Origin of the sequence: Rhizobium viscosum (genome assembly GCF_014873945.1) — a bacterium.
GTDB lineage: Bacteria > Pseudomonadota > Alphaproteobacteria > Rhizobiales > Rhizobiaceae > Rhizobium > Rhizobium viscosum.
Map to the genome: position 1 here is coordinate 3,052,684 of NZ_JADBEC010000001.1, position 12,683 is coordinate 3,065,366.

The window sequence follows — 12,683 nt, forward strand, 5'->3', positions numbered from 1 at the left end:
ACTCAATTGGGGAACCCGGGCATTCGGATAAGTGCACATCTTCACGCATCTGCCATCGCTAGCCAAGTTCATCGAAGACATGAAGTCTACCCCGGATAACGACGTTCGCGGGTATAGGTTGTAATTTCATCTTGATAATACGTCGCTTAAGATAGATGATAGTACATCCAGTAAGATCGATAGTGACAGAGACTGCGCCTGGAGGATTTGATGCTTCTAAGGATGCTGAAAAGATTGTGTTTGGTGATGCTGGTGGCGTCGCTGCTTGCACCGGCGGTCAGCGCTTCGGTTCTGTTAAAGCGTGGAACAAAACTCACAAACATTATTACTCCAGAGATATTGGCAACCGCGAAGAATGGGGAGGTCGTCGTCGGCGACATGATCTTCGGAGCGGATCCGTCGTTTTTAGCGGCGTTTCCTGGCAATCTTTGGTCGAACGGAGTCATTGTCTATAGCTTCGATACTGCATTGTCGGGAGAAAAGCGGGCCAATTTTGTCGCGGCGTGCAGCGCGTGGACGATCGGAACGCCTTTGACGTGCAAGGAACGTGCGTCCGAGCGGGACTACATATTCGTGAGAGAACACACGGGCGACCAATGCTCAGGTCCATTTGTAAGCTGTTCGTGGGTCGGACGCCAAGGAGGGGCGCAAAGCCTCTGGGTTTATCAGACGCACTGGTCGCAAGCTTATGTTTTGCAACACGAGATTGGGCATGCAATCGGCTTGATTCATGAACATCAGAGGCCGGATCGCGACGCCTTCGTCTTCATCGTAGAAGGGAACGTCAGAAGCGGCCAGATGCCACAATTCAATATCTGGCCGGACGTCGCGATCAGCACCCAATACGACTACGCCTCTATCATGCACTACTTTAATTGTAGCTTTGCGAGGGATGAAATTAACTGCTCGCTGCGGAGGCCGGATCTCCAGACGATCGTGCCGAAGGCATGTGCACTCGATGAGGTCGGCGGCGCAGCGATAACGCAACTCGACTATGACGGCGTCCGGAAAGCCTATGCTTCAAACCTCCAAGCGGTTCTAGTGAAGGAGCAGTTGAGCGCCTGCGGCATCGTTAATTACGAGCCGTCGGTTTTTCAGGCGATTTGCGCTCCCTATTGCGAAGTCATGGGGGGTACGCAGTACAAGAAGGTCGAGGAGCCCTACGAGAACTGGTGTGGATATATGTCGGCCTTGCCGCCAAACTACGAAAGGAACAAATGCGTTCGCATCAAGAAAACCTATATGACGTCCTGGTGGGATCACGATGACTTCTCCTGCGGCCGGCTCGGCGCAGAGACCCTACACGAGCTCTGGGTCAAATGCGGATGTCCAATGGTATCGGTCGCCGCCGCCTGCACGAATGTAAATAAATTTTCGGCAGGCTCTTATGAAGATCGCGACAATATCCCGGATTGGAAATCCGGCCGGGTGGTTTATTTCAACGACATCATGAAGGAGTTGGAGCAGGATGATCTCTTGGCAGACGATGTCACGGAGAATCTCGGTAATTTCTATCAGCTTAACTATCTCGATCGAAACTTCGAAACGAAGTTGATGCGGGTCCGCGCCGGAATCTATTCGCTCGCCCGGTGGGAACGCTCGTTAAACCCTGATTATCAACTCACCGGCGAGACGGTCGAGGAGATTACGAAGTATCGAAAGATGCGCTGGCATTGACGCGCGCCTGATGGCGCACGCGGCGGTCCTCATGCCGTGAGATCAGTCAGCGTGGTGATCACGGCAATGAACAACGTCAACGTTGTGGGAAACCCTCTGATGAGGTGAAGGATACTCTCCTTATCCGTGCCCAGCTTTATTCCGGGGTGAGATGCCCTTCCTGAGAGATGGGTGACAGTTCATTCCGGCTAGATGGGTTACACTTTCGGCCCTTTGCAAGGAGAGCAAGGTGCCTTGGAAGGAGTGTAACGTCATGGAAGAGCGGCTGAAGTTCATCGCCCGGCTGCTGGACGGCGAGAAGATGGCCGTGCTTTGCCGGGAGTTCGATATCTCGCGCAAGACGGGTTACAAGATCCTCACACGCTACAACGACAGCGGCCTGGAAGGGCTGACGGATCGATCGCGCCGGCCTTACCGCCATGCCAATCAGCTTCCGTTTCAAATCGAGAAGCTGATTGTGCGCCTGAAGCAGGACAAGCCGACTTGGGGTGCGCCGAAGATACGCGAACGGTTGGCCCGGCTGTACCCGGATGTGCACAGGCCGGCGATCTCGACGGTGCATGCGGTTCTCGACCGGCACGACATGGTCGAGCGCCGCAAGCGGCGACGCAACAAGGCGACGGGGACAGCGCTTTCCCACTCCTGTCGGCCCAACGAGCTGTGGTGTGCCGACTACAAGGGCGAGTTCATGCTCGCCGACCGGCGCTATTGCTATCCGCTGACGATCACCGACTTTGCCAGTCGCTATCTGATCGCCTGCGAAGCGCTCTCGACCACCAAGGAAGCCTATGCCTTCACCGTATTCGAAAGCGTATTCAAAGAGTTTGGCCTGCCCAACGCCATTCGCACCGACAACGGGGTTCCTTTCGCAAGCCCCAACGCGCTGTTCAACCTCAGCAAGCTGTCGGTCTGGTGGCTGCGCCTGGGCATCGACATCGAGCGCATCAAACCGGGCTGCCCGCAGCAGAACGGGCGCCATGAGCGCATGCACCTCACTCTGAAGCTGGAGACCACCAAGCCAGCCGCCGCCAACTTCCTTCAGCAGCAGGCAAAGTTCGACGACTTCATCGACTGCTTCAACAATGAGCGGCCGCACCAGGCGCTCGACATGCATTGCCCGGCCGAGTGCTACGCGGCGTCACCGCGCAGCTATACTGGCCTGCCTGACCTCGATTATCCGTTTCACGACAAGGCCGTCACCGTCACCACATGCGGACGCATCTGTTTCGACCGCAAGAAGATCAATCTCAGCCTCGTCTTTGCCGGTCAGACCGTCGGCATCAAACAGGTCGAGGACCATATCTGGCTGGCTAGCTTCATGGACTATGATTTGGGATACTTCGATGATGAGACATGCAGGCTCGAACCACTCCAAAACCCCTTCGGGCCAAAAGTGTTACCCATGTCTCCGGTATAAACTGTAACCTATGTGTCCAGAATGGACCAGAGAAAAATGGCGCACCCGACAGGATTCGAACCTGTGACCTTTGGAATCGGAATCCAACACTCTATCCAGCTGAGCTACGGGTGCATGCCTTGACGATTGATTCATCGTCGTCCGATGGGTGGTTCTTAGCCTAGCTTTGGCTCTGCTTCAATCGCGAAGTTGACGGAATTTCCGCGGCTTGGCTTTTAATGCGATTTCGGCTGCACACTGTTGCCGAAATGAAAACTCCGCCGGTCCTTTCGGGCGGCGGAGTTTGCTTGTCGGGCGTAGCGACCGATCAAACTTGCATGGCGCCGGGGCCGGGGATGGCCTTGGGGGGCGCGGTCGGCGAGGTGGAAGACGTCGTGGCTGATGAGGAAGATACCGATGCCTTCCTTTTTCAGCTGCTTGATGAGCTCGCCGACCTGCGCCGTTTCCTGGGGGCCAAGCGCCGCCGTCGGCTCGTCCATGATGAGGATGCGGGCGTTGAACAGGATGGCGCGGGCGATGGCGACGGACTGGCCCTGACCGCCGGAGAGGGCCTTGATCGGCTCCTTGAAGCGCTTGAAGTTGGGGTTCAGGCGGCCCATCACGCCCCCGACGGTGCAACGGCCCGCAACGCGGTCCTGACGATCGCATCGCCGAATTCCGGCGAGACCGGGCGATGGCCGACCAGTAGCCGGAAGAAGACCGGTCCGTAGATCATGTCGAGCAGCGCCTCCATATCAAGCGGCGGAACGATCTCTCCCCGAGCCAGAGCCTCCTCCAGGATGACACGACCCGCGTTGCGGCTCGACAGGATCACCTGATTGCGGAAGGCCTTGGTGAATTCGCTTTCCGGGTCGGCGGCCGCGAGTGCCATGGTGATCTGCCGCCCGCGCGTGCTCGCAAAGGCAGTCACCAGTCCGCTCATCTGCGCGCCGAGAGCCGTCTGCGCCGTGCCGCCTCCGACCTCCGCTTCCGGTAGCCGGTTGACCAGAAGGGCGGCCATCGCCAGCTCCTGGGCGTTGGCCCAGGAGCGGTAGATCGTCGGCTTGCCGACACCGGACCGCGCCGCCACAGCTTCGATCGTCATGCGGCCAAAACCTTCGGCCATCAGGATTTCATGGGCGGCCTCCAAGGCACGCCTCTGCGCGGCAGCGCTTGGCGGCCGCCCTCGTTTCTTCGGTGTTGCGTTACTCTCTTGACTCATATCTTTACGATACGTAACGTTAATGAAAGACCCAGTCAAGGAGGATCATCCATGCCGAGTTTTGCCCGAAAAGTGAGCACCTACTTCATCGTCAAGGATGCGGCACGGGCCATCGACTTCTACAAGGAGGCTTTCGGCGCCACGGAAGTCTTCCGCATGACCGATCCTTCGGACGGGCGGATCGGCCATGCCGAGCTGCGTTTCGGAGAGACGCTGATGATGTTGGCAGACGAGTATCCGGACTTCGGCGCCCTGTCTCCCGATACCGTCGGAGGCTCTCCGGTGACCTTCCACATGGACACGGTGTCGACCGACGCAGCACTGGCGCAGGCGCTGTCGGCCGGGGCGACGATGTTGCGCCCGGCGACCGACCAGAGTTTTGGCGAGCGGGTGGCGCAGGTGCTTGATCCCTTCGGTCATCGCTGGATGCTGTCGCAAACCATCGAGCAGGTCACGCCTGAGGAGATGCAGCGCCGCTGGAACGACGACATGTCGGCGTGAGTGCCGCAAGCCGTTGAAGCGCTCGACGAGGCTGAGCGTGCCTTCAACGCCTGTCCGATGCGTGGTTCTTAGCTTGCGGCTGGCTTCAATCGCGAAATTTGCAGAATTACCGACGCTTGCCGTTTGGCGGGTATTCTTACCCGTCAGCCCGGAGAATGATATAAAAACTCCGCCAGCCCCAGGGGGCGGCGGAGTTTCTGCATCGGATATTACAGTACAATCAAACCTGCATGGCGCCGGGGCCGGGGATGGCTTTGGGGGGCACCTTGCCGAGGATGATCATGCCGAGGACTTCGTCCTTGGTGACATCTTCGGTGCGGGCGTGGCCGACGACCTGGCCGTTTTTCATCACCGAGACACGATCCGCGAGGTCGAAGACGTCGTGGATGTCGTGGCTGATCAGGAAGATGCCGATGCCTTCCTTCTTCAGCTGCTTGATGAGCTCGCCGACCTGCGCCGTTTCCTGCGGACCGAGGGCTGCCGTCGGCTCGTCCATAATCAGGATGCGGGCGTTGAACAGGATGGCGCGGGCAATGGCGACCGACTGGCGCTGGCCGCCGGAGAGGGCTTTCACCGGCTCCTTGAAGCGCTTGAAGTTGGGGTTCAGGCGGCCCATCACCTCGCGGGCGGAGGCCTCCATCGCGACGTCGTCGAGCGTGCCCCAGCGGGTCTTCAGCTCGCGGCCGAGATAGAGGTTGGCGGCGGCGTCGACATTATCGGCGACGGCGAGCGTCTGGTAGATCGTCTCGATGCCGAACTTCTTGGCATCGCGCGGATTGCGGATGTCGGCCGGTTCGCCATTGATCAGGATCTCGCCCGCGTCACGCTTGTAGGCGCCGGAGAGGATCTTGATCAGCGTCGACTTGCCGGCGCCGTTATGGCCGAGAAGGGCCACGACTTCGCCGGGATAGAGATCGACCGAGGCATTGTCGACTGCGTGGATACCGCCGAAGGAGATCGAGATGTTCTTCAGTTCGACAAGGGGAGTGCGTTGTTCAGCCATGGTTCGTACTCCTCTTACTTCGCACGGGAGCGATAGACAGTGTCGAGCCAGACGGCAATGACGAGCACCGCGCCGACGACGACGTTCTGGATGGGCGTATCGACATTGGCGAGGCCCATGCCCGACTGAAGCGACTGCATGACGAGCGCGCCGAGCATGGCGCCGGCAATGGTGCCGGTGCCGCCTGCCAGAGACGTGCCGCCGATGACGGCTGCTGCGATCGTATAAAGCTCGTAGGTCGTGCCCTGCGAGTTGGCGGCGGCGTTGAGGCGCGCCGTGGAGATCGCGGCGGCCACCGCTGCAAGGAAGCCCATCAGCGCGAAGATGCGCACCGTGACCCAGCGGGTCTTGATGCCGGCGAGTTCGGCTGCTTCCGGGTTGCCGCCGATCGCGAAGACATAGCGGCCGAAGCGCAGGCGCGTGGCGATGAAGGTCATGACGATGCCGACGAGGATGGCGATCAGCACCGGCACGGCGATGCCGTAGGGGATCATCAGGCCGCCTTCCGGCATGGTGATGTTATTGGCCTCGGCATAGCGCTTGGCGATTGCCGGCGGCCAGTAATAGATCGTCGACACCCAGATCGCGCCGAGCACCATGACACAGCCGAGGACGCCGAGGACATATTCGGCCCAGAGCGGGCGGCGCGGGAAGTTGAAGCGCCGGCGCTGGTGGCGTGCGCCGATGATCGAGACGACGATCAGCGCGCAGGCGACTGCACCGATGATCCAGCTCCAGGTGGCGCCGATCGCGCCTTCGGCACCGCCGCCCATGATGCGGAAGGTGGTGTCGAGGGGGGCGACCGTCTGGCCGCTCGTGACGTACCAGGCAAGGCCGCGCCAGGCGAGGAAGCCGCCGAGCGTGACGATGAAGGATGGTACGCCGAGAAAGGCGATGATGACGCCCTGGAGCAGGCCGATGGCCGAGCCGACGAGGAGGCCGGCGATGAGCGTGATCACCCAGGTGAAGGAATTGTCGAAGCCGAGATATTGCGGCAGGAACTTCGCCTGGACCACGCCCATGATCATGGCGACGAAGCCGAGGATCGAGCCGATCGACAGGTCGATGTTTCTGGTGACGATGACCAGCACCATGCCGGTTGCCAGAACCGCGATTTCGGTCGTCTGGACCGAGAGGTTCCAGAGGTTTCGGGGTGTGAGGAACAGGCCGCCGGTATAGAAATGGAAGCCGATCCAGATGACCAGCAGCGCGGCGATCATGCCGAGAAGGCGGGTGTCTATTTCCGTTGCCCTGAGGAAGCGCGTGAAGGGGCCTTCAACTGCCGTGCGTGGGCCGGATGAGGTCGATTGGGTGATATCTGCCATGGGTTTGCCGTTTCCCCCATTGTTTGGGCGCGGGCCTGCCTGATGGGCCGGCCGACGATCGCCCTGTTCTAGATGTGACCACCGGGACGCTTCCGAAAATAGCCGATCACAACGGCACTATTCTGGCAGGGAATCAAAGCATCCGCGATGTGCGCGAGAACGGAGAAGCGCCATCGAGCGGGCTTCATCCGCATCCGGCGCCGCAGCGGAGGGCCGCTGCGGCGCCGGTATTTCAGATCGTCAGGCGAGGATTAGTCGCAAGCCTTGACGGAGCCGGCCTTGACGCCCTGGCAGGCTTCAGCCTTGGAGATCCAGCCTGCGTCGATGACGACGTTCAGGTTGTCCTTGGTGATGGCGAGCGGGGTCAGGAAGATCGACTGCATCTTCACCTTCTTCGGGCCGCCTTCGAAGGTCTGTACGCCTGCAACCTTGTCGAGCGCGGTGCCGCCGGCGAGATCGAGAGCGACTTCGGCAGCGCGCTTGCCGAGTTCACGGCTGTCCTTCCAGACGGAAACCGTCTGCGTGCCGAGAGCGATGCGGTTGAGAGCAGCCTTGTCGGCGTCCTGGCCGGAAACCGGAACGGAGCCGGCCATGCCCTGTGCATCAAGAGCGGCGACGGCGCCACCGGCCGTGCCGTCGTTCGAAGCAACGACAGCGTCAACCTTGTTGTTGTTGGCGGTCAGGAACTGCTCCATGTTGCGCTGAGCGTTCTGCGGCAGCCAGCCGTCGGTATAGGCTTCGCCGACATTCTTGATCTTGCCGGCATCGATTGCGGCCTTCAGGACTTCCATCTGGCCCGAGAAGAGGAAGTCGGCGTTCGGATCGGAAGACGAGCCCTTGATGAAGACGTAGTTACCTTCCGGCTTTGCCTTGAAGACGCCCTGAGCCTGCAGGCGGCCGACTTCCTTGTTGTCGAAGGTGATGTAGAAGGCAGACGGGTTTTCGATCAGGCGGTCGTAACCGACGACCGGGATACCTTCGCTGGCGGCCTTTTCAACAGCCGGGCCGATTGCGTCGGAGTCCTGAGCGAGAATGATGAGTGCGTTTGCGCCCTGCGAGATCAGCGACTCGACGTCGGTGAGCTGCTTTGCAGCCGACGACTGAGCGTCAGCGGAAATGTACTTTGCGCCCTTGGCTTCCAGAGCCTTCTTGATGGCGGCTTCGTCGGTCTTCCAGCGTTCTTCCTGGAAATTCGACCAGGAAACGCCAACGACGAGGTCTGCAGCCATGGCAGCCGACTGCAGCGAAACGAGGATGGCAGCACCCGCCATCAGCTTGTAAATAGACTTCATAAATGTCCTCCCGAGTGAATTGCAGCCGGCCCAGCCATTGCTCCTCCGGCCACCGCGAAAGCCTGTCCAGAAAGGTTCGGATTTTTTTCTCGACAGTCGAGAAATTTAGTGTCAGAGATTTTTTCAACTGTCAACACCGCACTACCGGCTTAATTTCCTTTGACGAAAGGCCCCGGAGATGCTGTGGCAAGTGAAGGGCGGAACGAACGGGGAAGAGGCGGCGATAGATGCTGACCAAGTCGAGCACGGAGCTCGTACGGCAGAGAAACAGCGTGCTCGTGCTCGCCACTCTCCGCCGCCATGGGCCACTTGCTCACACTGAAATATCCGATTTCACGCGGCTTTCCTCCGCGACCGTTTCTGCGATCACGGCCGATCTCGAAAAGGCGCAGGTGATCGAAAAATCCGAGCAGCAGGCGGCGAGCGGGCGAGGGCGCCCGCGCGTGCTTTTGCGCCAGCGGCGCGACTGCGGCTATCTCATCGTCGTCATCATATCCTCGGATGCCGTGCAATATTCGCTCGTCGATTACTCGGGCAAGCTGATCGACCGCTTCAGCGAGGAAAGGTCGCATGATCCGGATGGGGCAGCCCGATTCGTGAACGGGGTGCGGGCAGGGCTTGAGCGTATCCTGTCGCGCTCGCGGATCGAGCGGGAGAAGGTGCTGCTCATTTCGATCAGCAGCAAGGGGTTGGTCAATTCCTCCGAACCGGTCCTCGTCTGGTCGCCGATCTTCGGCAGCGACCAGATCGATTTCGAACTGGCGCTCAAGCCGGACTGGAAGGCGAAGGTCATTCTCGACAACGAGACGCTGCTGGTCGCTGCCGCTCTCGGCGCGCGCGAGGAGAATGTGAAGGGCGGCGATTTCCGCTCGCTGGCGGCCCTTTCGCTCGGCCACAGCATCGGGCTTGGAATCGTGCGGCGGACGAGCCATGGCGGGCATGACGTCTCCGCGCCCAATTTCGGCCATATGCTGCACATGGCCAATGGCGGGCTTTGCCGCTGCGGCACGCGCGGCTGCATCGAGGCCCATGCCGGCTTCTATGCCATCCTGCGCACCGCCTTCGAAGTGCCGCTCGATACGATCCCGGCAAAATTCGTGCCGGTGGCCGAGCTCGACAAGATCGCGGCAAGGGCGCGGCAGGGCCACCGCATCTCGGGTTTTGCCTTCCGGCAGGCGGGGCTCGCACTCGGCAACGGCCTGTCGCGCATGCTGAGCCTGACGGAGCGCATGCCGATCGCGATCACCGGGCCGGGGACGCGCTACTATGATCTGCTGCGGCAGGGGATCGAGGAGGGGCTCGGCCAATCCCATGTCGTGCGCATGGAGGGCATGCCGGAACTCAGGGTCGTCGCGGACGAGCAGATTCTCGTCTTCGAAGGACATCTGAATCGGGCGCTGGCCGTCATCGATGAGGATATCGTCGCGGCGGGTGTGCAGGGCGGGGATTAATGGTTCCCCCTTCGCCCCAGTGGGGAGAAGGGACAGGCACCGTCGCACTCTCCCTTTTCCTCGTGGGGAGGGGTCTTTTTTCGGCCCACCCACGCATCTCATCAAACGAGAAATGGCCGGGTTTTCACCCGGCCATTTCTCATTGTGGCGACCGTCGGGAGAGGGCGGTCAGCCGATCTTGATGAGCTTGCCTTCCTTGACGGACTGGACGGCAGCATCCGCGAGCGCGAGAGCGGCCAGGCCGTCAGCGCCGGAGGGCGAAATCTTCGAGCCCTTTTCGATCGCGGAGATGAAGCTGGCGATTTCGTTGGCATAGGCTTCGGTGTAGCGGGTCATGAAGAAGTCGTGCAGCGGCGGGCGGGTATAGCCTTCGCCGTTGGCGACCTCGATCGAGACCGGGCGCTGGTTCTCGGCCGAGACGACACCCTTGGAGCCGTGGGCCTCGATGCGCTGGTCGTAGCCATAGGTGGCGCGGCGCGAGTTGGAGATGATGGCCTGCTTGCCGGAGGCGGTCTGCAGGATGACGGAAACGCTGTCGTAATCTCCGGCTTCGCCGATCGCCTTGTCGACGAGCACGGCAGCTGTTGCGACGACCGAGACCGGCTCTTCGCCGAGCAGGAAGCGGGCCATGTCGAAATCGTGGATCGTCATGTCGCGGAAGATGCCGCCCGAACGCTTGATGTAATCGACCGGCGGGGCGCCGGGATCGCGCGAGGTGATCGTCACCATCTCGACATCGCCGATCTTGCCGTCGTCGATGACCTTGCGGACAGCCATGAAATGCGGGTCGAAGCGGCGGTTGAAGCCGACCATCAGCTTGGCGCCGGTTTCTTCCACGACCTTGATGCAGGCTTTTACGCGCGCAACATCCAAGTCAACAGGCTTTTCGCAGAAGATCGCCTTGCCGGCGCGGGCGAAACGCTCGATCAGGTCGGCATGCGTATCCGTCGGCGTGCAGATGACGACGGCGTCGATATCCTTGGCGGCTTCAATTGCTTCAATGGTGCGCACGTCGCAGCCATAGGCGGACGCGATCGCTTCGGCTGCCTGCGGGAAGGCGTCGGCGACGGCTACGAGCTTTGCATTGGCATCGCCGCTGACGGCCTTTGCATGGACCTTGCCGATGCGGCCGGCGCCGAGAAGACCAAATCTCACTGTCATTTACTGCCTCCCTATATTCGGAACAAATAAACCGAATTGATATAAGTTTGGAATTTTCATTCCATTTTCCAATCGCCGCGTCAAGCCCGCGGGTCTTTCACATTTGTGAAATCCATCCTAAAGACAAGTAGGTTCTCACGACAGTGAGGCGGCGATATCACAACGATGAGACAGAGATGCAGCTGATCGATCCCAACCATCCGACCTACCGACACCTTTGGGTTCGTGTCCTCATCGTCGTGGTCTGTTTCGGATGGGCGATCTTCGAATTTATCGGCGGAGACCCCTTCTGGGGCGTGCTTGCGGGCGGCGCCGGCGCCTATTCCTTCTATGTGCTGATCTGGACCTTCGATCCGAAGCCGCCGGAAACGGCAGCAGTCGTCACACCCGATGATGAGGAAGAGGGAGACAAGCCGGCAGCAGAAGAAGAGAAGAAGGCCGAATAAGGAAAGCGCGGCGCGATCTCTCCGATGCGCGCCACGCTTCAGGTCCTTGTTTCACGCATGTCGTGCCTGCAAAACCGCTGCACGGTTTTGCGCGGCGCGCGTTCTCCGGCCCTCCGATTCGGCGCGGAAGGCGGGCAGCTGATCAGAGCGACAACTCTCTGGCTTGGGCGTCGATCCTTTCACAGGCATCCCCGAACGGATCGCGCATCGGCACCAGTGGCGAAGCGCCAAGCAGGAGAAGCGCCTTCAAGTGCTTCCATCCGCCTTCCTCGCCCAGTACCGGCGCATAGGACGTCATCGCGGTGGGTTTCTCGCCATAGAGGCGCTTGTACTCCGCAAAATTGGAGAAGGCTTCGTGGTTGTTCTCCAGGAGATGGAAGCTCTCGGCCGCGGCACCTTCGGCGAGGATGACTTCATGCGTGTCGAGCAGGACGGCGTAATATTCGACCGGCACGTCGTCGGCCGGCGTGACCGGTGCAATGGTCGTACCATTCACGAGATGCTTCACGCGGATCAGAACGCCGTTCAGAAGCAGCGCGTGGTCCGGCGACAGGTAGAGATCGGAATGCGGCGTGCGGCTATCCAGCGCATGGCGGGAAACCCGGACCGGCACGACGCCTTCATGCCAGCGCGTGCCGCTCTTCTTGAAGGCCTGGCGGCCGACCCATCTGATCGGGCGGGTGCTCCCGTCCGAAAGGGCAATGCGATCGCCGATGCGCAGATCCTCGACGGGCTTTTCACCGCAATCCGTGAGGATCGCCGTCCCGCGCAGGAAGCACTGCGGGCCGCCGCCAGAGCCTCCGTGCCCACCGGAGCCTCCGTGCCCACCGGAGCCGCCGTGTCCACCGGAGCCTCCATGTCCACCCGAGCCGCCGCGCCCCCAACGGCGCCCCAGCGCATTGGCGGGAGAGGTGGAAATTGCCGTCACCAATGCCGCCGCCCCGGCAAGCCGGGCACCGGCGGCAGCGGCAACACCTAGAAAATGTCTGCGTGCGGTATTGCGTGGCAGCTTAGGATCTTGTGTGGATGACATGCTGGTGTCCTTCGATAACATTAACACCGGCCTATGTTATCAAGGGTTGTATCGCATTCAATTTCGCTAAATAGCGTTGAGGCCTACTGAAAAGTGAGTAGGCACTATATGCTGGCATGCCGAAATATGCTGTTGCCGGTACCCCAAAGCCGGAGAATTATCTGCTACTCAGGCGC

At 60.5% G+C, this 12,683-nt stretch carries 11 protein-coding genes, 1 tRNA gene and 1 pseudogene; 5 read left to right on the forward strand and 8 right to left on the reverse strand.

The genetic code is table 11. The features are described 5' to 3' along the window. Window positions 1-210: 210 nt before the first annotated feature. Together H4W29_RS14950 and H4W29_RS14955 are read left to right on the forward strand one after the other, a co-directional pair. Complete coding sequence (locus H4W29_RS14950; protein WP_192729598.1) at window positions 211-1,677, forward strand: M12 family metallopeptidase; 1,467 nt, start codon at window positions 211-213, stop codon at window positions 1,675-1,677. Between the two features lie 229 nt (window positions 1,678-1,906). Further along, window positions 1,907-3,094, forward strand: a complete 1,188-nt coding sequence (locus H4W29_RS14955) for a helix-turn-helix domain-containing protein (protein ID WP_376776556.1) — start codon at window positions 1,907-1,909, stop codon at window positions 3,092-3,094. A 37-nt stretch (window positions 3,095-3,131) separates the two neighbouring features. Here the strand turns inward: H4W29_RS14955 and H4W29_RS14960 are convergent. From H4W29_RS14960 to H4W29_RS14970, 3 genes and pseudogenes are all read right to left on the reverse strand, one after another. Next, window positions 3,132-3,208 (reverse strand) — tRNA-Arg (locus tag H4W29_RS14960). 193 nt (window positions 3,209-3,401) lie between these two features. Next, window positions 3,402-3,729: pseudogene (locus tag H4W29_RS14965) on the reverse strand (ATP-binding cassette domain-containing protein); the annotation flags it as partial. Further along, complete coding sequence (locus H4W29_RS14970) at window positions 3,693-4,295, reverse strand: TetR/AcrR family transcriptional regulator (RefSeq protein WP_192729599.1); 603 nt, start codon at window positions 4,293-4,295, stop codon at window positions 3,693-3,695. The gene H4W29_RS14970 and the pseudogene H4W29_RS14965, both read right to left, overlap by 37 nt. 51 nt (window positions 4,296-4,346) lie before the next feature. On the opposite strand from H4W29_RS14970, the gene H4W29_RS14975 reads away from it, so the two are divergent. Further along, window positions 4,347-4,796 (forward strand): VOC family protein, encoded by a 450-nt coding sequence (locus H4W29_RS14975; RefSeq protein WP_192729600.1) that lies wholly within the window; start codon window positions 4,347-4,349, stop codon window positions 4,794-4,796. Window positions 4,797-5,016: 220 nt separating this feature from the next. Here the strand turns inward: H4W29_RS14975 and H4W29_RS14980 are convergent, their stop codons facing one another. From H4W29_RS14980 to xylF, 3 genes are all read right to left on the reverse strand, one after another. Then, complete coding sequence (locus tag H4W29_RS14980) at window positions 5,017-5,799, reverse strand: ATP-binding cassette domain-containing protein (protein ID WP_132653514.1); 783 nt, start codon at window positions 5,797-5,799, stop codon at window positions 5,017-5,019. Window positions 5,800-5,813: 14 nt separating this feature from the next. Further along, window positions 5,814-7,124 (reverse strand): sugar ABC transporter permease, encoded by a 1,311-nt coding sequence (locus tag H4W29_RS14985; RefSeq protein WP_192729601.1) that lies wholly within the window; start codon window positions 7,122-7,124, stop codon window positions 5,814-5,816. 251 nt (window positions 7,125-7,375) lie between these two features. Further along, window positions 7,376-8,416: a D-xylose ABC transporter substrate-binding protein gene (gene xylF / locus H4W29_RS14990; protein ID WP_192729602.1), complete on the reverse strand. Its 1,041-nt coding sequence runs from the start codon at window positions 8,414-8,416 to the stop codon at window positions 7,376-7,378. 227 nt (window positions 8,417-8,643) lie between these two features. Here xylF and H4W29_RS14995 point away from each other — a divergent pair, with 227 nt between their 5' ends. Then, window positions 8,644-9,867 carry an ROK family transcriptional regulator gene (locus tag H4W29_RS14995; protein ID WP_192729603.1) on the forward strand — a complete coding sequence of 408 codons (1,224 nt, stop codon included), beginning with the start codon at window positions 8,644-8,646 and terminating at the stop codon, window positions 9,865-9,867. 168 nt (window positions 9,868-10,035) lie between these two features. Here the strand turns inward: H4W29_RS14995 and iolG are convergent, their stop codons facing one another. After that, window positions 10,036-11,028: an inositol 2-dehydrogenase gene (gene iolG, locus H4W29_RS15000; protein WP_192729604.1), complete on the reverse strand. Its 993-nt coding sequence runs from the start codon at window positions 11,026-11,028 to the stop codon at window positions 10,036-10,038. Window positions 11,029-11,204: 176 nt separating this feature from the next. On the opposite strand from iolG, the gene H4W29_RS15005 reads away from it, so the two are divergent. Further along, window positions 11,205-11,474, forward strand: a complete 270-nt coding sequence (locus tag H4W29_RS15005; protein WP_192729605.1) for a hypothetical protein — start codon at window positions 11,205-11,207, stop codon at window positions 11,472-11,474. A 142-nt stretch (window positions 11,475-11,616) separates the two neighbouring features. On the opposite strand, the gene H4W29_RS15010 is transcribed toward H4W29_RS15005, so the two are convergent. Continuing rightward, window positions 11,617-12,507: a Hint domain-containing protein gene (locus H4W29_RS15010; protein WP_192729606.1), complete on the reverse strand. Its 891-nt coding sequence runs from the start codon at window positions 12,505-12,507 to the stop codon at window positions 11,617-11,619. Window positions 12,508-12,683 lie beyond the last annotated feature (176 nt).

Bases quoted from the DNA above. Each gene is read 5' to 3' on its own strand.
- H4W29_RS14950 (WP_192729598.1), top strand. From the start codon at position 211: ATGCTTCTAAGGATGCTGAAAAGATTGTGTTTGGTGATGCTGGTGGCG.
- H4W29_RS14970 (WP_192729599.1), bottom strand. From the start codon at position 4,295: ATGAGTCAAGAGAGTAACGCAACACCGAAGAAACGAGGGCGGCCGCCA.
- H4W29_RS14975 (WP_192729600.1), top strand. From the start codon at position 4,347: ATGCCGAGTTTTGCCCGAAAAGTGAGCACCTACTTCATCGTCAAGGAT.
- H4W29_RS14980 (WP_132653514.1), bottom strand. From the start codon at position 5,799: ATGGCTGAACAACGCACTCCCCTTGTCGAACTGAAGAACATCTCGATC.
- H4W29_RS14985 (WP_192729601.1), bottom strand. From the start codon at position 7,124: ATGGCAGATATCACCCAATCGACCTCATCCGGCCCACGCACGGCAGTT.
- xylF (WP_192729602.1), bottom strand. From the start codon at position 8,416: ATGAAGTCTATTTACAAGCTGATGGCGGGTGCTGCCATCCTCGTTTCG.
- H4W29_RS14995 (WP_192729603.1), top strand. From the start codon at position 8,644: ATGCTGACCAAGTCGAGCACGGAGCTCGTACGGCAGAGAAACAGCGTG.
- iolG (WP_192729604.1), bottom strand. From the start codon at position 11,028: ATGACAGTGAGATTTGGTCTTCTCGGCGCCGGCCGCATCGGCAAGGTC.
- H4W29_RS15005 (WP_192729605.1), top strand. From the start codon at position 11,205: ATGCAGCTGATCGATCCCAACCATCCGACCTACCGACACCTTTGGGTT.
- H4W29_RS15010 (WP_192729606.1), bottom strand. From the start codon at position 12,507: ATGTCATCCACACAAGATCCTAAGCTGCCACGCAATACCGCACGCAGA.